Here is a 24240-nt window from a genome sequence, read left to right on the forward strand (position 1 = left end):
CACCAAGCAGTGGCGATTTTTCTATAGACAATCATAGGTGACTTACATAGGCGACTTGCACAGGTTACTTAGCTGTCACTGGTAACATATTTTAGCAGTTCGACAACCTGTTCAGGCGTTTGCGCCCATGCCATTGCAGCCGCATCCACTTCTTTTAGCGGATGAATAATATCTTCAGCATGTAGCGTGATATAAGGTTTACCCAAAGCGGCGCAGTAGCCCGCGTCAAAGGCGGCGTTCCACTGTTTGTATTTATCACCAAAGCGAATTATGGCAATATCACATTTTTGAATCATATTTTTGGTACGAATCGCATTCACCTTTGATGACTGATGGTCGCGCCAGAATCCATTTTCCTCTTTACCAAGCACATCACCGGCTGCGTCGCTGGCTTCGTGTTCAGTCACGGCGGAGGTAAAGGTAATAGCAAGACCATAATCCTTCGCACCTTGCATAATTTTCTGCCGCCAGTCGCTGTGTATCTCTCCAGATAAATAAACAGTCCAGTTCACTGTTAACTCCTTTTTATTATTAAACCATATGACTTATAAAACAGTACTAGTGCTGATAATGCCAAACACTCAATGCCCCAAACTTTGCGCCTTAGAAGATTTAGTCTTTTGCAAGCTTGGCAATAAGTGCGCTTAGTAGTTGGTATTCTTTTTGATCGAGCTGGATACGTGAGCCAAGTCGAGACAGTCTTGATGGTAATGATTTTAAGTTTTCACTGTCAGCCAATTTGCGTTGAACCATTAATGCGGTGGTACGCTCAGTAAGCTGTTGCAACTGCTGCTGAGTAATCGCTGGCTCATCCCATTGCTGGCGTGTATAAGTATTGAGCATAGGTTGTCCTATCGTCTCTAGACTATCAGTCACATCTAATTTATCATAATCGGCTTCGCTATCAGTTTTAATATGTGTTTGTGCGTAAGAAAAGATAAAACTGGCAATCACTTGGACAGCTGATGCCACATTAAGCACTGGATAGGCAGGATTGGCATCTATTTGAATATGGTAATCTGCATAAGCCAGCTCTTCGTTGGTTAGACCGCGATCTTCACGACCAAACAAAACGGCGATATTAGGTTTATCAGTAGAAAAAGTGGACTGCTTATCGATAAAATCGAACATAATTTTGGCGGCTTGCGTGGGCGTTACTACAGGGCGCGGCAAATGACGACTGCGACTACTGGCGGCAAAGACCAGCTGACAATCTGCTATCGCAGACTCTAGCGTTGGCGCTATCAAAGCTGATGATAGCAGCTCACTACCGCCTGCTGCATGAGAGACGCTGGTTTCATCAATCGGTAGCTTAGGATCAACGACTGTCAAACGAGATAATCCCATGGTATGCATCGCGCGTGCGGCTGAGCCGATGTTAGCAGGTAAGGTGGTATTGACCATAACAACTTGCAAACAAGACAGGTAATCAGTAACAGTAGATATTGATGGGGTAGGCGATGCTGGTAAGGAAGAAGTGCTCATTAGTAACTCATTCTTTTATTAATCTCTTGTTCAGCGTGCTGCAATGCCAATGATATGTTTTCTATAAGAGCTGCTTGCTGGTTAATCTTTCGCTCGCGGCAGTATTCTTGCAACTGATCACTGAGCGCTACCAATTGAGTCGCACCTATATTCGCACTAGCTCCTTTAAGAGCATGAGCGGCTTCAAAACCGTTAGCATTATCATTGGCTGCTTGTGTCGCACGTAGGGTTACAGTACGCTGCTGACTGTCAGCAATATAAGTCTGTATCAACTCTGCAAAATCTTCTTCAAACAGATCACGCATATCTTCAAATTGCTCATGATTAATAATGTCATTGTCTAAACTATTATTTAAGTCATTGTTAATAATATTATTTTTAACATCAGCTCCGGTCATAATTACATATCCAGTAAGGTCAGAATGGGGGTTTTAATTCGTTATATTTATAGTGCTAACTATAATGGAAATATATATTTTCTTCGTTAATCATGCTTTTTAGCTGCTGTAAGTTGTCATCATTAGGATAGACGCGCCAATGCTCAGATAGCCCTACATTAGCAATGCCATACTCTTCATAAATACTCAGTCCCAGCGGTAGACAGTTATCATTGATTGAGTCGTCTGTATTGCTCAAAGCGTTATTGGCATAGCTGTTGCTATTTTGATGAAGCGCATCTTGATTGATGTCATTTTCTAGCGCCAATAAGTCATTGCCGTCTTCATCGTACAAACTGCCACCCATTGCAGGGTCGTAAACGGCACTGTTACTATTGCCTTCTTGTTCGTCCTGATCAGTGTTATAAGCTAAGCGTGGCGCAGGTATGATATCCGCTTGCGCCGATTTAAGAAGTGGTTGCAAGCGTGTCAGCAGATTAATATCACTGCCGTGGACTTTGATACTGATTTTTTTCAGCCAGCGCAAGCGTGCATCAACCATGCTCATTGCATTATCAAGGCGCGCAAACAGACGACCATCACGTTCTCGAATACTGCCTTTGATGATGACCACTTCATCAACCTTTAACTGGTCTTTGACGCGGTTAAAACGTTCAGCATAGCAGCTAACTTCTAGTCTTGAGGTTCCGTCATCTAAGATAATTACATTACGATTACCAAAGTTGGCGATATCGATAATTAAGCCTGCAAAATAGCAGCTACCGTTGTAACCAGTGTCCGTTAGCTTATCGAGACGTGCGCCTGAGGTGTAGCGTTTAATCTCATCCAAATACTCATTAATAGGATGTCCGGTTAAATATAAACCTAAAGTATTCTTCTCAGCTTTAAGGCGGTGTTTGTCTCCCCAAATCAGCTCTGGCGTCATTTTCAACGGCGGAGCTGCGACCACCCCGTCCATTTCACCAAACAAATCCATCATGCCAAGCTCATTGTTTTGGCGATCTTGCTCAGCGGCTTGTACGGCGCTTGGCAATTGACTCATAAGCGCGCCACGAATCTCGTATGCTTCATCGGCTGGTAAGTCAGGACGTAGGGTCGCCGCAAAGTCATCAAAACACCCAGCACTCACTAATGCCTCAAGGGTACGTTTATTGACTTTTTTAATATCAACTCGGCGGCAAAAGTCATATAAATCTTTAAACGGACCTTCACGGCGACGCGCATCAACGATAGACTCAACTGCACCTTCGCCAACGCCTTTAATCGCACCCAAGCCATAAATGATATTGGTCGGGGTATCGGCGACGAAATGCCATTCACTACGATTCACCGATGGATTAACGACGGTCAAATCAAAGTTTTCACGGCAGTCGTTGATAAAGAACACCACGTTGTCGGTGTTGTTCATATCTGATGTCAATACCGCTGCCATAAATTCGGCAGGGTAGTATTGCTTTAGATAAGCGGTCTGATAAGCAAGCACGCCATATGCGGCAGAATGCGAGCGGTTAAAACCGTAACCAGCAAACTTTTCCATCAAATCAAAGACGCCACCTGAGGTAACTTCATCGATACCTTGCGAGGTTGCACCAGTGACGAAAATATCGCGCTGTTTGGCCATCTCTTCAGGTTTCTTTTTACCCATGGCCCGGCGTAACATATCCGCACCGCCCAAGCTATAGCCTGCCATCACCTGCGAGATTTGCATGACCTGTTCTTGATAGACAATAACGCCGTTGGTGTTTTCTAATATTGGCTCAAGGTTTGGATGGTCATAGATGACTTCCTCGCGACCGTGTTTACGATCAATATACATCTCTACCATGCCAGCATCGAGCGGACCCGGACGATAGAGCGCACACATGGCGATCACATCTTCGATATTAGTCGGTTGTAATTTCGCCAAATACTTTTTCATACCCATACTTTCAAGCTGAAAGACGGCAGTAGTCTTGGCATCTTGCAAGAGCTTGTAGGCTTTTTTGTCATCTAATGGCAAGTCTTCTAACACCAACGCTTCTTTGCCTTCTTTCGCACGACGCAAGTTGATGTTTTCTACCGCAGCGTTAATGACGGTTAAGTTACGTAGACCCAAAAAGTCGAACTTTACCAGACCAACCGCTTCGACATCATCTTTATCAAACTGGCTAACACGGTGACCATCGTCATCACAATAAATGGCGCTAAAATCGGTGATTTTATGCGGAGCGATTAGTACGCCACCAGCATGTTTACCGACGTTTCGGCAGACACCTTCAAGCTTAATTGCCATCTCCCAAATTTCGATAGCATCTTCATAATCCATATTGTCAGGATTGGAGATTAAGTCTTTAAGCTGTGGCTCTTGCTCGAGCGCTTGGCTGAGCGTAATACCGGGGGTTTTTGGAATTAATTTAGACAATTTGCTGGCAAGAAAGTACGATTTACTTTGTACCCGCGCCACATCTCGTACCACTGCTTTTGCCGCCATGGTACCAAAGGTTATAATTTGCGAGACCGCTTCACGCCCATAAGTTTGCGCCACATAATCAATAACACGGTCACGACCTTCAATACAAAAGTCAATATCGAAATCGGGCATGGAGACACGTTCAGGATTTAAGAAGCGCTCAAATAGTAGGTCGTAATGGATAGGGTCGAGGTCGGTAATGTTTAACGCATAAGCGACCAAGGATCCTGCACCAGAACCACGACCGGGTCCAACGGGTACGCCATTGGCTTTTGCCCAGCGGATAAAGTCCATCACGATTAAGAAGTAACCGGGAAAGCCCATGGATAAGATAACTTCCAGCTCATATTCTAAGCGTTCATCATACTTTTGGCGAAAATCGCTCCAGTTATCAGTACGTGCTTCAACGGGAAATAGCTTATCTAATCGATTGTTAAGGCCCCGTATTGACTCTGCGCGAAAAAACGATTCAATCGTTTCGCCTTCAGGGACAGGAAAATCGGGCAGGACGTTAATACCAAGGGTCAAGGTTACATTACAGCGGGTTGCTAAACGCAAAGTATTATTAATAACCTGTGGAATATCATCAAACAACTGCTCCATCTGTGCTTGGGTTTTAAGATATTGCTCATCTGAATAGGTTTGCGGACGATTTTGGTCAGCGAGCACGTAGGAGCCTGCGATACAGACGCGTGCTTCATGGGCGTCAAAATCGTCTTGCTCTAAGAAGCGTACGTCGTTATGAGCAATAATAGGAATATTATGTTTGGCACCTGAGTGGATAGCAGCCTGAATAAAGGTGTCTTCCCCTGAACGATTGGTACGCTTGATGGCAAAGTATAAGCGATCATCAAACTGTGCTTGCCATTCTGTCAGCAGCTCATCAGCTTTTTCTGGCATAGAGCCGACTAGCGCTTGACCGACATCTGATTTTTCGGTGAAGAGAACGATAACACCTGCTGCGTGCTCTAAAATATGGCTGCGTTTGATGACAGGCACACCATGATTGGCAGCGTCAGCGCGTCCTTCAATGAAGCCAAGCGAGACGATACGGGTAATGTTTTGATAACCCTCGTTATCCATCGCTAGCAGGGTTAGCCGCGTGTCCTCATTCTCCATGATGACTTCGCTACCGATAATCGGTTTGATACCAGCACCTAGGCAGGCACGATAGAACTTCACCGTGGCATAAAGGTTGGATAAATCAGTTAACGCCAGCGCACATTGATTATCGGCGGCAGCAGCTTTGATAAGCGGCTTGATGCGCACGATAGAATCGGTAATTGAATATTCGCTGTGAATGCCAAGGTGTACAAATGCCATAGAGGACTCTTACTAATGCAATCGAAAGGAGATGAGCTGCTAAGAAAATAAATTTATTATTATCAATGCTTTAAGTGAGTTTTTAAAAGTAATTAAGAGTAAATAAGACGTCAATAGCCATATTTATTCATTTTAAATTTAGCTGCTAATAATAGCATTATTTGGTACAGACAACCACCGATTCAAGGGTATCAAATTGAATGGATGATTTTTGGGAATGGGTTTGATTATAGAAAAAAGCCTTCCATATCATAATGATGTAGAAGGCTCTGATAGGTGAAAGATTTACGATTATTTAGCTAATATTTAACGCTTATCATGTTTATCACTATAAGCTATCCAAAAGTCTGCGTTTTCAACGCCTGCTTTTCTAGGGTCAAAGACAGGATCGAGTCCTAGCTTCATTTGCTCGTCGTAGTCTTTTAACACTTTTAACGCCGTTTTGCTGAGTAAGACGATGGCGATGAAGTTAAGGTAACACATACTGCCGAAACCAATATCACCTAGCGCCCACATAACACCGACTGATTGCATACTACCAGTGAAGCAGATTATTAAGAATATAATTTTTAATATTGGCTTTAGTACTGGATAGCGTAGCTTGCTATCCAAATAGACTAGGGTGGTTTCAGCGATGTAGTAATAAGCAATCAAGCAAGTAAAGGCAAATAAGAAGATAGCAATAGCAACAAAACCGCTACCGAATTGACTAAATACCGTTGATACTGCGGCTTGAGTAAATGCGGTTCCAGCTGCAATGCCAGGCATGTTTTCGACTAAGACCAAGCCTTCGGCAGGAATAACGTTATACATGCCGGTAGACAAGATCATAAGCGCGGTTGCAGTACAGACGAGAACCGTATCAACATAGATAGAAAAGCTTTGCACCAAACCTTGTTTGGCAGGGTGAGAGACTTCTGCAGCAGCGGAGCTGAAAGTAGCTTCGCCTGCACCAGCAACGTTTGAGAATACAGCACGGCGCACACCCCAAGATATTGCTAAACCAACAATACCGCCAAAGACAGCATCCATACCAAACGCACTTTTGAAAATAAGAGCGAACATAGCAGGTAGGTTTGAGGCATTAAAGGCCAAGACAATAACCATCAACAGAATATAGCCAATTGCCATAAAGGGCACAACCGTGCCAGCAAAACTGGCGATACGTTTGACACCGCCAAAGATAATAAAGGCCAATAGAGCAACGATGATGGCACCAGTTATGACGGGTGGGATATTAAAGGCGGTATTGAAAGAGTCGGCAATGGTGTTGGCTTGCACGCCCGGCACCAAAACACCATAAGAAAGACAAGTGACTGCTGCTACTAGAATAGCGAATGGCTTCATCTTTAGACCACGTTCGATATAGAAGGGCGAGCCGCCACGATATTGATCATCGACCGTATGCTTATAAACCTGTGCAAGGGTAGACTCAATAAAAGCACTCGCACCGCCAAGTAAGCCCATGACAATCATCCAAAATACCGCTCCTGGACCACCCGCTGCGATAGCGGTGGCCACCCCTGCGATATTACCAACCCCAATACGACCTGATAACGCCATACAAAAGGCTTGGAAAGAGCTAATACCTTGGGTTGAAGTTTGCTTATCAAACAACAGTCTAGTCATCTCTTTGAGATAGCGAAACTGGACACCGCGAGTCATCACGGTAAAATAAATGCCGACACCGAGTGCCAAATAAACTAACGCATCGCTCCATATATAGCCGACGATGGTATTAATAATCGCTTCCATGGCCTTACTTCCCTGTAAGTATGTGACTAAAGGCTTAAATCATTTAAGCTGTTTTTTTAATTTATGACTGTACTGACTGAACACGCTTGTTAATTAACTAACCAGATAGTCTTGGTCTGTGCATATTGCGATAAGGCTTCTAAACCATTGTCACGACCGCCAAACCCTGATTGTTTATAACCGCCAAATGGCGTCGTGATATCACCTTCTGAAAAACCGTTGATTGAAACAGTGCCCGCTTTAATAGACGATGCAACACGATAAGCGCGCTTGATGTTCTGTGTATAAAAAGAAGCGGCGAGCCCATAGTTGGTTTCATTGGCTAATTTGATGGCTTCTTCTTCGGTCTCAAAACTCGTTACCGCCAGCAAAGGACCAAATACTTCTTCCTTGAACAAAGTCATATCGGCTGTAACATCATCAAAAATAGTCGGTTCAATATACCAGCCACTGCCTAAATCTTCACGAGTGTTGCCACCTGCAACGATCGTTGCACCTTCCTCTTTAGCAGTCTGTAAATAATGTGAAACTTTGTCAAAATGGGCTTTTTCAATCATCGGACCAATGGCAGTATCAGGATCGTAAGGTGAGCCGACCTTCCAACCTTTTAGACCGTTTTTTAGTTGCTCAAGTAGCACTTGTTTTTGGCTACTATGTACCAGCAGACGTGAACCACAGCTACAATTTTCACTCATATTCCAAAACGCGGCTGATAGGATATCATTAATGGCAGCGTCATCGAGTACAGCATCGTCAAAGACTATTTGTGGGCTTTTACCGCCGCATTCTAAGACGATTTCTTTTAGATTACTTTGTGCTGAGTATTGTAAAAACAGACGTCCGACCTCAGTTGAGCCAGTGAAAGACACTATGTCAACATCCATATGTTGACCGAGTGCGGCACCGACATTTTCACCAAGGCCACAGACCATTTGCAGCGCTTCTCTGGGCACGCCAGCTTCATAGGCAAGCTCGGTTAAACGATAAGCCGATAGAGAGGTCAGCTCAGCAGGTTTAACAATAACGGAGTTGCCCATAATGAGAGCAGGGGCGACTTTCCAAGCGTACATTTGGGCTGGGAAGTTCCAAGGTAATACCGCACCAACGACACCAATGGGCTCTTGCACGATAAGTCCTAAAGCCGCGTTACCTGTCGGCGCGACTTTGCCAAATACCTTATCAGCGGCCTCGGCATACCATTCAAAAGTTTCAATAGTCGCTGGCATGTCAGTGTTTAAGCATTCGGTAATCGGCTTGCCCGCATCCACACAATCTAATGCTGCCAGCTCCTCGACGTGCTCATGCATGAGTGCACACCAGCGCTGCACAATAGCCTTGCGCTCAGCAGGAGCCAGACGACGCCATTCACCGTTTTCAAAAGCATCGCGAGCGACTTGCACGGCAGTATCGACATCATCGCTAGTACCTGACGCAATTTGACCGATAATACTGTTATCAATCGGCGTGTAATTGTCCAAAGTAGCGTCTGATAAGCCATCCGCTGCTATTAAGTGACCCGCCCATAATTGCTGCTGTTTTGCTTTCTCAAATACTTGTTGTTTGGTAGATTGTTGTTTGGCGCTCATTTTTCTAATCCTTATCTGCTAAGTTTGATGTCATCGATTCGAGATTTGAATACGGCATCAAATTTAGCGTGGGTTATCCTTAACATTGTTTTTACTAAGCTGAGCTGAGTGCTATTTAGACAGTAAGGCTAAAAACTCTGCTTTTTCGTCTTCTGGCATGTCAGTTAGTGGCACGCGAACTGAGCCGACATCCATGCTGCCTTTTAAACATCCCGCTTTGGCCTTTTGGTTGTAGTTGCCAGACTCCATAGAATGGATAGCAGGATAAATCTCACTCATGATTTGCTTGGCCTTATCCCAGTCGCCTTGCTGGGTGGCGTTAAATAATGCGACTTGTTCTGCTGGGAAGACGTTCGCTGCGCCTGCGATCCAGCTTTTTGCACCCCAAAAGAAGAAATCAACGGGCTGATCATCACAGCCACAAACCACATCAAAGTCATCAAAATTAGCTTGCAGCATGCGTAGCGCATGACTAAAGTCGCCGCTGCTTTCTTTTACACCGACGATGTTAGGATGCTTAGCTAGATGAGCAACAGTGTCAAATTCAATGGCAACGCCAACACGATCAGGGAAGTTGTACATAATAATCGGCAGCTCACTAGCATCCGCGACTTTTTCGAAGTGAGCGATGATGCCATCTTGCTCAGGTAAGCTATAAGGGGTGGCAGACAGCATCAGGCCGTCATAACCTAAGGCTTTGGCTTGTGCGGCAAGCTCAATAGAGTGGTCAGTCGATAAGCTGTTGATACCAGCAATCAGAGTGACTTTATTTTCAGCGCCTTTATTTTTTGCGGCTGCAGCGATAGTGGTTAATACGAGCTCGCGCTCTGCGGCCGAAAACGTATAGTACTCACCTGTGGTACCGCAAGCGACGATACCGGCTACGCCTTTGTCGATAAAAGCTTCGACCAGTGTCGTTAATTTTTGCGCATCAACGTCGCCGTTATTGTCGAAAGGGGTGACGATTGGGACTAAAATTCCATTTATGTTCATGAGACTATCCTTATTGGTGTTGATATTGTTGGTGGTTTAATGGGTAATGATTCAATGATGAATCGGTTGATTTTTGCTTGGTTCATAACCGTTGAATAAGCAGCTTATTTAAAACGAGCCAGTTGATACGGTTTTGGATCGATAGTATGGTCTTCATCAAAATAGTATTCTGCAATCATTTGCGCACTAATGACGGCTTGCGTTAAACCTAAATGCTGATGACCAAAGCTTAAAAATACGCGCTCGATTTTGTCGATGACTGGCAAGGAGTCTGCGGTCGATGGACGAAAACCCATCCATGACACGCTATCGCTAGCATCTAACGGAGCTTTTAACATAGGCTGCGCATGTTGTAAGAGTATTTGCGCACGCTGCATATTGGCAGGCGCATCAAGTCCTGCGTACTCTACCGTACCCGCCAAACGTAGGCCTTCTTGCATCGGTGTCATAACAAAGCGCCGATCCAAACTCGATACGGGAATCTGTAATCGCGCGCTTTCATGAGGTAGCATTAAGTGATAACCACGTTCGGTATCTAAAGGTATGTTGACGCCTGTTAGTTGCTTGGCCAAGGCTTTAGAGTGGGCGCCTGCTGATAGCATCACTTTGGACGCTGTCATATCACCTTGACTGGTGGTTAAATGAACACCATCTGCACCATTAGTCGCTGCAAGGACGCGACAATGTTCAATAACATGACCGCCCAATTGTATAAAGGTATTGTGAAGCTGATTAATGACAGCTTTTAAATTGGTGATATGTCCTGTATTTGGGAAAAATAACGCCGCTAATTGGTTATCTTGTAAGGCAGGCTCACGCTCTAATAAATCCTCTTTGCTCAACAGCTCATTTCTCACATCAATGTCATTGAGACGCTTGCCGTGTGCTGTTAATAGCTCAAGACTACTAGGCTTTTCAACCGTTAATAACGAACCCTTTACTTGTATCCAGTCGCCTAATTGCCACTGATCAGCAAAACCTTGCCATGCTTGCAGGCTGTTTTGATTTAAGCTTAACAACGCTTGATGAATCCGCTCAAATGGCTCAGGGCGCATATTCATGAGCAACTGCATTGCCCACGGCAACAAACGCGGTAGATAGCGCCAGTCTATGCGCAGCGGTCCAGTCGGATTCAATAACATAGCGGGTACATGACGGAGCATACTGGCATCAGCAATGGGGAATACTTGCTCGGTAGCGATATGACCGGCGTTACCAAATGACGCACCTTGACCCACTTCGTTGGCGTCCAGCAGTGCGACTTTTACGCCTCGCGCTTGCAACGTCACTGCAGCCGCTAGACCGATAATGCCGCCACCAATGATATGTAAGTCGACGTTTGAGGTAGTCATAATTTTTCTCGATTACGTTCTTCTGATTAAGCACTCTCAATAGTGTTTACGCGTTTATCAATATATATGTCACTAATAAATCATTTCGCTTAATAAATAATGCTACGAATCAACTAAGATGGAATTCCCCATTTAAAAGGATCATTTTCTTGCACAATGAGTGTGGTCTCAGCACAAACATAAGCATGACCACAAATCGTTGGGATAATGGTCTGCTCAGGATAAGCCGTACCAGCTGCATTATTGAGCTCAGTTGCATATTGATAACTGCCAGTGAATACACTGCCAACAACACTTTGTTGGCGCCAGATTTGACCAGGCGCTAAGAGGTCGTCAGCAGCAAGGCAGGCAAGCTTGGCACTGGTGCCGGTGCCACAGGGTGAGCGGTCATAAGCAGCACCTGGACATAAAACGAAGTTTTTACTATCGACTTGGTCATCATCGCTATCGGCAAATAACTCGATGTGGTCAATCTCGCCGCCGTTTTTGCCGGTGATATTAGGAGCGATTAATGCTTGCTTAATTTGCATGGTTACTTGAGTCAATTTTTCGACATTATTTGCTTGAATGTCTTGTCCATGCTCACTGACTAAAAAGAACCAATTGCCACCCCAAGCGATGTCGCCACGGATAAGCCCTAATTCAGGAACGTGAACGTCAACTTGTTTTTTATAACGGTAAGAAGGGACGTTTTGTACACTACAGCTGCCATCATCATGTAAGGTTGCTTTAACCAGACCGACAGGAGTCTCTAGCCAGTGCACGCCTGCCGATATCTTTCGTTGATAAGCCAATGAGACGATAACGCCAATCGTGCCGTGTCCGCACATGCCTAAATAACCAGCATTGTTAAAGAAAATAACGCTCGCTGTGGCTTTAGGATTGGTAGCAGGGAAGAGTAACGCACCGACAAGAACATCATTGCCGCGTGGCTCTAAGATGATACTTTTGCGTAGATGATCGAAGTTTTGTTTGAAGTATTGCAGCTTATCTTGAAGAGTGTCGCCGACGAGTTCAGGAAAGCCGTCATAGACCATACGAGTGGGCTCACCGCCCGTATGAGAGTCAATAATTTTAAAATTAAATAATATAGAAGACATGACTGACGCCCTAATTCATCCGTGAAAAAGTTATATTCCGCTTTTTATGCATGAGACCTAATGGTTTTAAGTTAACAGCCAATAGTTGGTTGTTATTTTCTGAGGTCTATATATAGAGTGGACTTTTTTAGAGAGAGCGTCTTGGTGTTTTTTCATGGATAAATGCGTATTTCTGCATAGTGGCTCGGTGTACACTAGAGAGGTCTGTGCCTAAAAATTGGCAATAAAATAGTCAGTTCGAAATAAAGTCGATACGTTAATAGCCACGTGCTGCTGCGGTAAATTTTTCTTGCGTGCTGTTCGCCAGCGTGACATAGCCTTCGAGTTATGGATGTTTGGCTGAATGTAAAATTGATATGACAGGGATGAGATGCGATGACTGATGTAATAACAGATGTAATAGAAGATACCGCGCTTGCTATGCTTACCACGTCATTGCAGCAGAGTATGACTGTCTATCGTCCTGACAGCCGTGAGGCTTTTATCGGTAATGTCTCATTATTACTACCGCTGCTGAATACTTTGACCAATGTGGTATTTTTTGTGAAAGATGAGCAGGCGCGTTATCAGCTGGCAAACAAAACCTTGTTAAAACGCTGTCAGTTGAGTCAGCACGAAGATATCGTGGGATTTACCACAGAAGAGGTGTTTTCGCATCGACAGAGTAGGGATTATATTTTGCAAGATATGAAGGTATTGCGAGAGGGGAAGTCTATCGTTGATAACTTAGAGCTGCACAGTTATGCGTCCGGTCAGTTAGGATGGTGTATTACCAATAAACTGCCTATCTATAATAAGAGCCAACAAGTGGTCGCCATGGTTGGGATATCGGTCGATATTGATGAAGATAACGAGCGCGTTTTACGTAAACACGCGCGCTTGGCTGAAGTCGCTCAGTTTGTACGAGCACATCTTGATCAAAAAATAAATATCGCCCAATTGGCCGACTTGGCTAATTTAAGCGTATCGCAGCTAGAGCGCACCTTTAAGGCCGTACTGAATATGTCGCCATTACAGTTTGTGCAAAAGCTGCGCTTGGAGTATGCGGTGAAGTTATTGGCTAGTCATGAGGTGTCAGTGACTCAGATATCGTTGAACTGCGGCTACAGCGATCACAGTGCTTTTAGCCGTCAGTTCAAACAATTCACGGGTTTGTCGCCCAGCCAATTTCGCCAAACGCATTTATCATAAAAAAATCAAATCAATACCCAACCACTGCCGCATCGACGATACGTGGATCTGAAGATCCATACACGCCATTTGGGGTCAGCATAATCGATTGCGTTGAGCCCATGGCAGACTGCGGACTGACCTTATGTCCCATTGATTCTAGTTTTTTAATGGTATCGACATTAAGGGCTTTTTCGATACGAATCTCATCAGGCAGCCATTGGTCATGAATACGCGGTGCGTGAGTGGCTTCAGCGATATTCATGTCATGGTCGATGACGTTGGATATGACTTGTAGAACCGTGGTGATAATTCGGCTACCACCTGGGCTACCAGTAACGATGTAAGGCTTGCTGTCTTTGAATACCAGCGTCGGACTCATAGACGATAATGGACGTTTATTGGCTTCAACGGCATTTGCTTCACCGCCTAATAAGCCATAACCATTTGGCACACCCGGTTTGGCAGAAAAATCATCCATTTCATTATTCAATAAAATGCCTGTGCCATCAGCGACAAGACCTGTACCGTAAGAGAAGTTTAGCGTATAAGTATTGGCTATGGCATTGCCGTCTTTATCAACGACAGAGAAATGCGTGGTTTGATCGCTCTCATATGGTAGGGGATTGTTTGCTTTAATCGTCGAAGCTGGTGTGGCTTTGTTTGGATCGATTAGGCTACGCAGTTTATCCGCATAAGCCTGAGAGGTTAGACCACTGGTAGGTACGTCGATAAAATCAGAATCTCCCAAGTACTCAGCGCGATCCGCATAAGCGAGCTGCATCGCTTCTGCCATTAAGTGAATGGTTTGCGCGCTGTTTTGACCGTAGTCTTTTAGCGGGTAGCCTTCTAAGATATTTAAGATTTGCACGATATGGATACCACCAGAAGACGGTGGCGGCATCGAGACAATCTCATAACCACGATAGTCGCCTTTAACTGGCTCGCGAGCGATGGCTTCATAATTAGCCAAATCCTGTAAGCTCATGCTACCGCCAGCCTCATTGACCGCTTTGACCAACTTACTCGCGGTTTCCCCTTTATAAAATCCATCTGCGCCTTGTGCAGCAATCAGCTTAAGCGATTTTGCCAGTTCAGGCTGCTTTAAACGCTCACCGGGTTGATAGGCGCTGCCGTCAGGTTTAAAGAATATCTTTTTAGTACTTGGCCATTTTTGTAAACGCTCGCTCAAGGCGGTGAGCGACTCGGACAAGCCAGCCGTGACTTCTATACCGTTCTCAGCCAGTGCAATTGCAGGTGCCATCACTTGCCCGCGACTCATGGTGCCATGATCTTCTAGTGCTTTGAGTAATCCTGCTACTGTCCCGGGTACGCCAACCGCTAGACCATGATAACGAGATAAATCACTGACAGCATTACCTTCCTCATCGAGATACATATCACGTGAGGCGCTACTTGGTGCTTTTTCACGGTAATCGAGAGCCACTGTTTTGCCTTGCTTGGCGTCATAAATCATCATAAAACCACCGCCACCGATATTCCCAGCACGCGGCAAAGTCACTGCTAAGGCAAAGCCAACCGCGACCCCAGCATCAACCGCATTACCGCCGTCTTTTAAAATCTTGAGTCCAATATCAGAGGCAAGCGCTTCTTGGGTAGCGACCATACCGTTCTTTGCCCAGACAGGATGATGAATGGCATCTTCAGAATAGATGGCTTGATCGGCATTGGCGTTGTTAATCGTGGAGGTAAGGGTATTGGTTTTGGCTCGTGTAACACGTTTGGTTTCAGACAACACAGTAGGATTATCAGCCATAATAGCGAGATTGATGGCGCTGGTATTAATCGATGTTGGGTTGATGGTAGTTGATTGATTGGTGGTTGGCTCAGCCGCATGAGCAGATAGCGATACTAAAAACGTACTGCTGATTAATAGAATAGCGGTTTTTATTTTTGCTCTGTTTTTAAAGTTATTTTGAGAAGCATTGATTTCATCTTTTGATATTAGATTTTGCATTATAAATTCCTTTTTGAGCAATTGATGACACGTTTGGTCTGTAAAAATAAGACTGTAAAAATAAAGAGGCTAGAACGTTAGGGCGTGCCTTAATTGACATAATGATTAGCGCCACGTTTGCTAGATAAACAGTCTTATCAAAAATGCTGAAAATTTTTAAGAAATACGTTCTAATCTTACTAAATTGTAACGCATTGTGATATAAATAATAGTGCTAGAATTTATTCGTTATTGTCTGTCTATTTATAAGAAGAAATTACTATGTCATCCAACCATACTCATAAACGCGACCAACAGCGTCACTCTGGCATGGCTCATCATCAGTCATCTGCCCATAACTATAACCACAACAAGCATAATAAGCATTCATATCAGTCGCGCAAATTAACCTTTATAGCAGGCTGCGCATTACTGGTTGGCAGTGCGTTTGGGCTGGCAGGCTGCCAATCAAACCCAGCGCTATCATCATCTGCGGTATCAAAAAGCATGATTGATTTTAGTAGCGCTGATAGCACGCAGAGCCAAGCCCAAGGACGTGCATTTAATGCAAGCCGCACTGCCAAATCTGAGCGTTATCAACAATTATTTGACCAAGACAAATACCCAAATACCGACAATCAAGCCAAATCACATTTACTGGCGGCTATTCGTCAGCATCTGGTAACAGAACATGTGGCAGTCGCGCAAGCCAATTATCAAGCGGTCCCTTTTATTGATCCAGATAGTATTGACGCAGGCTCTAGTAGCTTGCTTAGAACGATTATAGAAGCCTATGCTTATGAGCCTGACGGTGACTATGATGAAAGTGATTATGATGAGAGTGATTATGAGGGCAGGCAAACTGAGGCTATGGCAGAGTTAGCAGAGGTAAGTGCAGAGTCGAATAAATGCAATGACAATGAGGACGATGACGCTTATGAAGTCTGTGTTGTAGAAGATGTTAACTATGATGAGGACGGCTATGATCAAGACGGTTACAATGAATATGGCTACAATCGAGAGGGTTACGACAGCGATGGCTATAATGAATATGGTAATGCAGAAGGTGGCATTCTCTCAGGGGTCTCAAACCTAAAGTCCAAAAATCTGTTAAAAAACTATGAAGCCATACAAATGGCTAAACAGCAGTCAGAGGCGGTAGAACAAGATAGCCCATCAGCGTCATCTACGGGCGTCATTGGTCAAATGCTGAGTATGTTCCATCGCACGCCTGAACAGATAGCTGCGTCAAATGCTTATCAATATCAAAATTTAACCTTTAATAGTGTCACTCAGTACAAACCCAAACAACGACAACTACAGAGCGTCTATAGCTATGACTATGTGACACCGACGATTAGCTCATCCATCCAGATACCGTTAGCGTTCGATTTTAACCATAGCAAAGTCACGGTAGACCCGTCTGCAATCATGCCTATCGTGGCGCTTGTTAATCCTGACAATACCCCTTTACCTAACCAAATGGCCTCGCATACTGTCAGTTTTGGGTTACCCGAGAGTATTACGGCGCAGCTACCGCCAGCAGTGCTTTATGATGCCGCTATCGCTGCCATACAGAGCAGCATGGCAGAGCTTGCGCCTGAGCACTTTAGCGCGGTAGACATTCGCAGTGATGCCTTTGCCAAAGAAGTCGGTGCGAGCCGTGCGGTAAAAGTATATTTTGGTAGCAAGCAAAGCGGTGAGATGATCGGCAAAACCCTAAAATATATGACAAAGTCGCTACAGGATTATGTCGATGCCAATCCACAGAAATATCCTGATGGCGCTATGCTGAAAACTGCGCTTGCGAAAGTGCAGCTATACAATAAAGGCTATCAAAGTGCGGATGTGGGCGCGCTATTGCAGCTTATTGAGGCCATCGGTCCGATCTCTTTTAATCAGATAAATTATTATTATTTAGATAGCTCAGATCGCCTGCTTGCTAAGCAGCAGCGAGTAAATATCGGTGGCGATTTGATGGGTTCTACGACCACTGTATTAAACCAAGTACGCTATGACAAAGGCAGTTTTAATAGTAATGTGTTAACCCCTTTATTGACCGAGTCTTTTGGCGCAAATGCTAAAGCTGCTATCGATGGCAATGCATGGATCGCAGAGCAACGCCAACAAAAAGACAGGCTGCAAGCGGCACGTGATGCCCGCTATGATTATAGTGGTCGCAGTGGTGATTACGATGATGACGACTATGGTAGCGATTATGCGGATGATGATAGCAGCTATGAGGCAGCAGAATATGACGGTGTTGATCGTCAAGATGATAATGATATCGAAGACGATGCCGCAGATGATGCTGACAACAGGGTAGACGATCAATAACGCTATCTTGTCATGTTCAAGCCCATATTTATTAAGGATAAAAAATGAAAAAAGCACATCAAATCATTGCAAGTCGTCTTCCGTCAGCTAGCTTTCCGTCAGTTATCAATAGCCACCGCCTATTTGCTGGTACATTGATCACAGGGGCACTATTATTAACGGGTTGCCAATCTACCAGTCTCGAACAATCTAACGCGATAACTGCTAAGCAAACACCAGCGGCAGCCAAGACAGCATTGGCGACGGCGTTACAAAAACAGCGCCGCCAGTCCTTTAGCTACCATAGCAATCTTGAAATCAGTAACGAGCAACAGTTTAGCGATGTTGATAGCACGCAACTGGTGGCATCAGAATATGTGGATAGCTATTGTGATGATAGCCACGACCAAGCTTATGGGGCCTTATTAACAAAGGCGCAAGCACAGCATAAGGATATTGCAGCGACTGATTATGATGACCAGCGTGAGGCACTTAAACAGTCCTACCTAGCTTGTTCGGCTGCTTATGAGGCATGGAGAGACGCGCACTATGATAGTGAATCCTATGCCATTGATGCGGCAGCTGAAGACGTTGTAGATTCAGTAGCAGAGATGGAAACAACCGCGTCTGATATGGACTCGGCTCGTGAAGCAAGCGCTACGACTGTCTCACCCTATGTATCGCCCTATTATGAAAAGCTATTTAATGAATATGAGAATAAGCAGAGCAAACAAGATATCAAAAAGTCACAATTACTAGATGCTTATGTGCTAAAGCCACTGTCTATCAATGCACAAGGCATTTATCAGCCAATGGCTGGCAAGGCGACTATGCTGGTGAGCGCGCAGTATCAAGCGCGCAATCATCAAAGCAGTATCAATCAGCCAGTTTATATAGATTTTAAAAACGGTGATATTTATCTGTGGGCAGATAATTTTGCGATGCTCAATTCAGAACTGTTAGACGATAAGCTCGGCATAAAGTGGCGCAACAAGTGGTTAAAACTAGCCATTGATGACGGCACCTTACCCAAAGGCTTTGGTAGTGAATTGATAAAAAGCCACTTTGCAGCGTTAGATGCCACATTTGATGCTGCACCTGTCAGCCAGTTTGATTATGTCGCCCCTAATACGCTAGCCTCGCTCTCTCCCAAGCTGCCCGCGCATCAGCTACCAGCCATGCTGGCAAGTAATCAAGTCATTCGCCGTGTACAAAGTGCTGAGAGTTATGAGCAGTTTTATCAAGACTACATGCGCATCATCTACGAGCGGCTAAGTCAGCGATATCCAGAACTGGTTAAAGAAAGCGCGGCTTACGAGGCAGGCGACACAAATGCTAAGAAATTTACCAGTAAAGCGTTGGTGCAGCAAATGTTGGCAATGATAAAGAATGACATAGATAGTGGCAGTGAGACAGTAGATGAAACAATGGCAGAGGCAAAAGAAGAGACGAAAGAAGGTACAATACTAGCGAAAGCAGAGACACAGCAGTTGTATGGCTTTGATAAGCGTGGTCAGCTCAAATGGCAGCATCTGCGTAGTGAGCTTCCGAGCGAGACTGCTTCCAATAAAAACATGGTCATAGATGTTTTGCAGCAGTATTCCGCTATAAGCGCCAAAAACATGGCATTTCCCAATTTACCAAACGATGTGCAAGTGCCCAATGCCAGTAATAGTATTGATGTGCGCGAGTATGGTAATGAGCTGATGCAGTATTATCGTGATGGTAATGGTACTGCGATAGGAAAGATGATGTTTAGTGTCATGCCGATGGCTAAAGAGAAGTTTGGGGCGATTGATTAAATAAAATTAAATCAGACTAAATCTACGACATTGAGGACGAGATAATGAATTTTGTGACCATTGATGTTGAAACTGCAAACAGCGACGTAGGGTCTATTTGTCAAATAGGCTTGGCTAAATATTTGAACGGTAAGTTAATTGATACCTACTGTACGTTAGTATGTCCTCAGACTTCTTTTAGTCGTCAAAATATAGAAGTGCATGGTATTACCAGTAATATGGTAAAAGATGCGCCGTCTATGTATGACATTTATGGGCAAATATTAAAATTTGTCGGTGAAAATGTTGTCGTTAGCTATACTGACTTTGATCAAAGGGCGTTGACAAAAAGTCTAGAGCTTCACAAATTACCAATACCAGAGCTACAGTGGGTCGATGCCACAGTGTTGGTACGTAAGACGTGTCAGCGTTTTGCGGTCAAAGGTTATAATCTGGCGAATGTCTGTAGAGAATGGAGTTATCAGTTTGACCATCATGACGCGCTAGAAGATGCCAAAGCATGTGGCTTTATAGTTGTAACCATTCTTAGAGAAAATGGTTTATCAATTCATGATTGGGTAGAAGATAGTAAATACAGTCGCAATTATCCTCAGCAACAACGTGCAAATAGTAGAAACTACCCCAGTAATATCACAAAAGTTGGAGATGAGTCGGGGCGATATGCCGGACTCAATATTTGCTTTACAGGTAACCTTAGTATCAGTCGAGGAGATATTGCTGAGATAGCAGCCAAAAATGGTTTTAATGTCAAAGCGGGTGCTTCGAAGAAATTAGATTATCTCGTGGTTGGTGCTCAAGATTTAACGTTGCTTGCTGGTCATGAAAAAAGTAGTAAGCATCGCAAAGTAGAAGAACTGATTCAGAGTGGTTTAGATATCAAAATTCTTGAAGAAAGCGCCTTTTTACAGTTAATTAAAATATCAAAGTAATGCGAGCCTCAACATTAAAACTAAAAAGCGCACCGTTTATACGATGCGCTTTTTTATGTGTTCATAATCAGTCTTATAGGACATTCAGCATGAATGCAAAATAGCCTATTAATGACGAATTACATGCCTTGATGTGGTTTGCCATGCATTTTACCGTGCTTTGAGCCTTTATAACCTTTAGCCATTTTTTCGGCTTGCAATTTGGCAAGCTTGGCGCGCTGCTCAGCGGTTAATACTTGCGAGATAGCATGTTGAGTTTGTACACGCTCAATAAAGCGTTGTTTGGTTTTCGCCGCTTGCTGGTCAGCTAGACGATTAACGGCGGCTGTATTCAATGTGCTGGCACTGGTCAATGCTTGCATTTGTTGCTGCATTTGCGTACGTTCTGCTTGGTATTTTGTACGGTCAGCTTTACGATCGCCGTGTTGTGCTTGCATGATGGCTTTGATTTGTGCTTGTTGCGTTGCTGTTAGATCTAGCTGCGACATTGGATCTCTCATGCCGTCTTTTTTCATACCACCTTTTTTCATGCCATCTTTATGCTGCATTTTACTGGTCGTTGATTTGGTGTCAGTGGTTGCATTAACACTGGTACAAGCCGTTACGGTGAAAATGCTAGACATTGCTAATACTGAGCCCATTAATAATTTTTTCATCATCATTACCTTAATCATTACCTTGATTTATGGTGCATACGTTATTGATTGTGAAACAGTCAGTTTTTATCTGATCAGCCTATGCATGGTAAGTGTCCCGGATAGCCACTATCCATCATTGCATATCATCAGTATTTGTCGCTGATAGCCGCTATATTACGACAGTTAAAGGTTGCGAACATTTATGAAATATTAAGAAAGGTAACGTTTATAGCGAATCGATAAGCAATTAACTGATAATATGGCTAATAAATCGATATAACGCTTAAGGAGACAGATGTGCCACACATATTATTAGGTGATGATGACGAAGAGTTGACCCAGTTATTACAAGAATATCTGCACAATCATGGGGTGACATGCGACTGCGTTCACGATGGCGAGGCTGTCATACAGCGTTTGAAAGCAGTAAATAACCAAACTGCTGCTTATGACTTGCTGGTGCTAGATATTATGATGCCAAAAATCGATGGATTGAGTGTCTTGCGTCAATTGCCCAATATCAGTGATATCCCTGTAATCATGCTGACTGCAAAAGGGGAGGAGATTGATCGTATTATTGGGCTGGAGCTGGGCGCTGACGACTATATTACCAAGCCCTGCAATCCACGAGAGCTTTTGGCACGTATCAATGCCGTCATCAAACGCACCAACGCGGCGGCATCAGAGCATACGCCACTACCAGAGAGCCGTTTAACGCTGGATCAAAATCAGCGGCTTTGTCAGATAGATGGCATAGAGCTACAAGTCACCGGTACAGAGTTTGATCTCTTGGTCGCGCTACTTAAACAAAAAGGCGAGGTCGTGAGTAAAGCGTGGCTGTCAGAGCATGTGTTGCAGCGAGAGTTACAGCCATTTGATCGTAGCCTTGATGTCCACGTCTCGCGATTGCGCAAAAAACTTCAACCTTTCCACGATGAGCCGATAAAAGCGATTCGTGGTAAAGGCTATCAGTTGGTGCTGTGATGACGGACTCCTCAATAAAAGCGTCAATATTTAAGATACGTATGACTCTATTTTGGCGTCTATTTTTAAGCTTATTGGTGACGATTTTGATCACCTCGGTTTTATCCATTATGGTGGAGCGCTGGCTCAGTGAAAAAGAGCTGAACGCTCGGATGGATGTGCAGATTGAGCGCTTATTGGTCAAGCGTGAAAAGCTGGTTGCAGCGTTAGAAATAGGCGATTTACCCACGGTTAGAGATATGTATCGTCAAGAGCGACGATTGATGAGTCAGATTAGAGTCTACGATGGGCAAGGCGCTATCATATTTCCACGCTATCGGGACAGAGAGGATCAGCCAAAAGATCGGCAAGCACTTGATTATTCTATGGAAACACCGCCGAAACCTAACAATGCCCCATTTGCTCAGCCCGCTAATGAGATGCCCAGTGCTAAGCCGTCTTATTTCGAAAGCATTTTTCAGCCAGTGATGCCTAGTCGGAGAGCTGCGATAGCTGATAGCGATAATCGCCCTGAATTGGCTGACCTGACAGTTGCTTTACCGGATGAGCAGAGCGTTATCATACAGCTGCGTCCCCATCTGCGTTTTGCCGAATTGGTCGCGCTGCAACGCAGTCATTTTCCTGTGCGCTTGTTGCTGATAATTCTCTTTAGTATTTTGGTCTGCTATTGGCTCAGTCGTACCTTGACCCAGCGTATTCGCCGAGTGCAACATACCGTCCATCGCATGATTGATGGTGATTATCAAGTCAATCCAAACTTAACAACGATGGGAGATGATGAGTTAGGATTATTGGGTAAAGACGTGGCCCAATTATCGATACGACTGGCTGATAGCGAGCTGGCACGTAAGCAGATGCTCAGTGACATCTCGCATGAGCTGCGCTCGCCATTGGCGCGTTTGGATGTCGCCACTGAGCTGACGCGGGATTTTGCGCCCAATGCCAGTCGTTATCTCGACCGTATCGATAAAGAGTCGGCACGAATGAATGAGTTGATTGAGCAAATTATCCATATTCAATCGCTACAAATGCAGCAATACACCATCGATAATCTAGAAAGTGAGGCCGTCAATCTCTCTGAGATTATTAGCGACATTGCCCAAGATGTTTGTTTCGAGTTTCAACATAAAAACGTACGCTGGCAATGGCAGCCGCCTAGCTCCTCACTAAAAATATCACGAACGGATTCTTTGACAGAGTGTTGGACCATATCTGGCAATCAAGAACAGCTGCACAGTGCGCTTGAGAACGTCATTCGCAATGCCTTTATGCATACCTCACCAGCCTCTACCGTGATTGCTGAGATGACAGAAGTGCAGATGGACAATAAAACACCTGCTATCCAAATCAGTATCACTGACGAGGGCGGCGGCGTCGAGGATAAGGATGTAGATCGTATTTTTCAGCCCTTTGTCCGCCTCGATTCTGCGCGTCATCGCGAGACGGGTGGCTATGGCTTGGGACTGGCAATCGTCTACGCGGTTGTCATGGCGCACAAAGGACGAATCAATGTTTATAACCGCAAAGATGGCGTACAAGGGCTTGTGGTGCAGATAGTTTTGCCTATTGGATAACACTTATTTAACTATGACTTGTATATAGATTCACACACAAAGTGGTGCTTTAATACACAATATCAGTCAGTAACATATAGGGTCTGTTGAACATTCAAATGTGGCACTGGCAGTCCTAATATTTGAATGTTCAACAGACCCTATACAAATTTGTAATAAGAATATGAATCTGTGTTCAAAAAGCTGGACAATCAAGACTAGTCCATTTCTGATAAGACATTATATTCATTATTATGAATATAATGGACAAACGGTAGTAATTGGCTGATGAGTTGCATTGTTACTCTCTGTATATTCGGTAATACTAATATATAGAGACTTAGATTAACACACCAAGTGCAACGCTAATTAATATTATAGAACGCCTGCATAGGCGTTTTAAACCCTAAGCGTTTTCTTGGTCTGTTATTTAGTTTGTTCTCAATGTCC

The 24240-nt window shown here is 44.2% G+C and carries 17 protein-coding genes; 6 read left to right on the forward strand and 11 right to left on the reverse strand.

Annotation, left to right across the window (positions count from 1 at the left end; genetic code table 11):
• Positions 1–68: 68 nt before the first annotated feature.
• The 9 genes from HQR03_RS06930 to HQR03_RS06970 form a co-directional block, all read right to left on the reverse strand.
• Positions 69–512, reverse strand: coding sequence for a YtoQ family protein (locus HQR03_RS06930; protein ID WP_173239652.1), 444 nt, complete (start codon positions 510–512; stop codon positions 69–71).
• 100 nt (positions 513–612) lie between these two features.
• A complete protein-coding gene (locus HQR03_RS06935; protein WP_173239653.1) occupies positions 613–1485 on the reverse strand; it encodes an RNA methyltransferase in 873 nt (290 codons plus the stop codon).
• Positions 1485–1883: an Hpt domain-containing protein gene (locus HQR03_RS06940; protein WP_173239654.1), complete on the reverse strand. Its 399-nt coding sequence runs from the start codon at positions 1881–1883 to the stop codon at positions 1485–1487. The genes HQR03_RS06935 and HQR03_RS06940 overlap by 1 nt, the downstream gene beginning before the upstream one ends.
• 55 nt (positions 1884–1938) lie before the next feature.
• Positions 1939–5655, reverse strand: coding sequence for a DNA polymerase III subunit alpha (gene dnaE / locus HQR03_RS06945; protein WP_173239655.1), 3717 nt, complete (start codon positions 5653–5655; stop codon positions 1939–1941).
• Between the two features lie 306 nt (positions 5656–5961).
• Complete coding sequence (locus HQR03_RS06950; RefSeq protein WP_025651020.1) at positions 5962–7410, reverse strand: alanine/glycine:cation symporter family protein; 1449 nt, start codon at positions 7408–7410, stop codon at positions 5962–5964.
• An 89-nt stretch (positions 7411–7499) separates the two neighbouring features.
• Complete coding sequence (locus tag HQR03_RS06955; protein WP_173239656.1) at positions 7500–8996, reverse strand: aldehyde dehydrogenase; 1497 nt, start codon at positions 8994–8996, stop codon at positions 7500–7502.
• A 111-nt stretch (positions 8997–9107) separates the two neighbouring features.
• Positions 9108–9989, reverse strand: a complete 882-nt coding sequence (dapA, locus tag HQR03_RS06960; protein ID WP_173239657.1) for a 4-hydroxy-tetrahydrodipicolinate synthase — start codon at positions 9987–9989, stop codon at positions 9108–9110.
• Between the two features lie 104 nt (positions 9990–10093).
• The gene (locus tag HQR03_RS06965) at positions 10094–11341 is read right to left on the reverse strand and encodes an NAD(P)/FAD-dependent oxidoreductase (RefSeq protein WP_173239658.1); all 1248 of its coding nucleotides are present in this window, start codon (positions 11339–11341) and stop codon (positions 10094–10096) included.
• Between the two features lie 113 nt (positions 11342–11454).
• Positions 11455–12441 carry a proline racemase family protein gene (locus tag HQR03_RS06970; RefSeq protein WP_173239659.1) on the reverse strand — a complete coding sequence of 329 codons (987 nt, stop codon included), beginning with the start codon at positions 12439–12441 and terminating at the stop codon, positions 11455–11457.
• 375 nt (positions 12442–12816) lie between these two features.
• Here HQR03_RS06970 and HQR03_RS06975 point away from each other — a divergent pair, with 375 nt between their 5' ends.
• Positions 12817–13632 carry an AraC family transcriptional regulator gene (locus HQR03_RS06975; RefSeq protein WP_217271555.1) on the forward strand — a complete coding sequence of 272 codons (816 nt, stop codon included), beginning with the start codon at positions 12817–12819 and terminating at the stop codon, positions 13630–13632.
• Positions 13633–13642: 10 nt separating this feature from the next.
• Here HQR03_RS06975 and ggt read toward each other — a convergent pair whose 3' ends face one another.
• Complete coding sequence (ggt, locus tag HQR03_RS06980; RefSeq protein WP_217271556.1) at positions 13643–15589, reverse strand: gamma-glutamyltransferase; 1947 nt, start codon at positions 15587–15589, stop codon at positions 13643–13645.
• 261 nt (positions 15590–15850) lie between these two features.
• On the opposite strand from ggt, the gene HQR03_RS06985 reads away from it, so the two are divergent.
• From HQR03_RS06985 to HQR03_RS06995, 3 genes are read left to right on the forward strand one after another with little or no spacing between them, the layout of a single operon-like run.
• Positions 15851–17905, forward strand: coding sequence for a hypothetical protein (locus tag HQR03_RS06985; RefSeq protein WP_173239660.1), 2055 nt, complete (start codon positions 15851–15853; stop codon positions 17903–17905).
• Between the two features lie 44 nt (positions 17906–17949).
• Positions 17950–19686 (forward strand): hypothetical protein, encoded by a 1737-nt coding sequence (locus HQR03_RS06990; protein ID WP_173239661.1) that lies wholly within the window; start codon positions 17950–17952, stop codon positions 19684–19686.
• 44 nt (positions 19687–19730) lie between these two features.
• Positions 19731–20615 carry an exonuclease domain-containing protein gene (locus HQR03_RS06995; RefSeq protein WP_173239662.1) on the forward strand — a complete coding sequence of 295 codons (885 nt, stop codon included), beginning with the start codon at positions 19731–19733 and terminating at the stop codon, positions 20613–20615.
• Between the two features lie 119 nt (positions 20616–20734).
• Here the strand turns inward: HQR03_RS06995 and HQR03_RS07000 are convergent, their stop codons facing one another.
• Positions 20735–21271, reverse strand: coding sequence for a Spy/CpxP family protein refolding chaperone (locus tag HQR03_RS07000; protein ID WP_173239663.1), 537 nt, complete (start codon positions 21269–21271; stop codon positions 20735–20737).
• Positions 21272–21550: 279 nt separating this feature from the next.
• On the opposite strand from HQR03_RS07000, the gene HQR03_RS14340 reads away from it, so the two are divergent.
• Positions 21551–22237: a response regulator gene (locus HQR03_RS14340; protein ID WP_173239664.1), complete on the forward strand. Its 687-nt coding sequence runs from the start codon at positions 21551–21553 to the stop codon at positions 22235–22237.
• Between the two features lie 41 nt (positions 22238–22278).
• The gene (locus HQR03_RS07010) at positions 22279–23811 is read left to right on the forward strand and encodes a sensor histidine kinase (protein ID WP_227523205.1); all 1533 of its coding nucleotides are present in this window, start codon (positions 22279–22281) and stop codon (positions 23809–23811) included.
• Positions 23812–24240: the final 429 nt, after the last annotated feature.

Source organism: Psychrobacter okhotskensis (assembly GCF_013248965.1).
GTDB classification, from domain to species: Bacteria; Pseudomonadota; Gammaproteobacteria; order Pseudomonadales; family Moraxellaceae; genus Psychrobacter; species Psychrobacter okhotskensis.

Excerpts from the sequence above, each read along its gene's own strand:
- HQR03_RS06935 (WP_173239653.1), bottom strand. The coding sequence starts at position 1,485 with ATGAGCACTTCTTCCTTACCAGCATCGCCTACCCCATCAATATCTACT.
- HQR03_RS06940 (WP_173239654.1), bottom strand. The coding sequence starts at position 1,883 with ATGACCGGAGCTGATGTTAAAAATAATATTATTAACAATGACTTAAAT.
- dnaE (WP_173239655.1), bottom strand. The coding sequence starts at position 5,655 with ATGGCATTTGTACACCTTGGCATTCACAGCGAATATTCAATTACCGAT.
- HQR03_RS06950 (WP_025651020.1), bottom strand. The coding sequence starts at position 7,410 with ATGGAAGCGATTATTAATACCATCGTCGGCTATATATGGAGCGATGCG.
- HQR03_RS06955 (WP_173239656.1), bottom strand. The coding sequence starts at position 8,996 with ATGAGCGCCAAACAACAATCTACCAAACAACAAGTATTTGAGAAAGCA.
- dapA (WP_173239657.1), bottom strand. The coding sequence starts at position 9,989 with ATGAACATAAATGGAATTTTAGTCCCAATCGTCACCCCTTTCGACAAT.
- HQR03_RS06965 (WP_173239658.1), bottom strand. The coding sequence starts at position 11,341 with ATGACTACCTCAAACGTCGACTTACATATCATTGGTGGCGGCATTATC.
- HQR03_RS06970 (WP_173239659.1), bottom strand. The coding sequence starts at position 12,441 with ATGTCTTCTATATTATTTAATTTTAAAATTATTGACTCTCATACGGGC.
- HQR03_RS06975 (WP_217271555.1), top strand. The coding sequence starts at position 12,817 with ATGACTGATGTAATAACAGATGTAATAGAAGATACCGCGCTTGCTATG.
- ggt (WP_217271556.1), bottom strand. The coding sequence starts at position 15,589 with ATGCAAAATCTAATATCAAAAGATGAAATCAATGCTTCTCAAAATAAC.
- HQR03_RS06985 (WP_173239660.1), top strand. The coding sequence starts at position 15,851 with ATGTCATCCAACCATACTCATAAACGCGACCAACAGCGTCACTCTGGC.
- HQR03_RS06990 (WP_173239661.1), top strand. The coding sequence starts at position 17,950 with ATGAAAAAAGCACATCAAATCATTGCAAGTCGTCTTCCGTCAGCTAGC.
- HQR03_RS06995 (WP_173239662.1), top strand. The coding sequence starts at position 19,731 with ATGAATTTTGTGACCATTGATGTTGAAACTGCAAACAGCGACGTAGGG.
- HQR03_RS07000 (WP_173239663.1), bottom strand. The coding sequence starts at position 21,271 with ATGAAAAAATTATTAATGGGCTCAGTATTAGCAATGTCTAGCATTTTC.
- HQR03_RS07010 (WP_227523205.1), top strand. The coding sequence starts at position 22,279 with ATGACTCTATTTTGGCGTCTATTTTTAAGCTTATTGGTGACGATTTTG.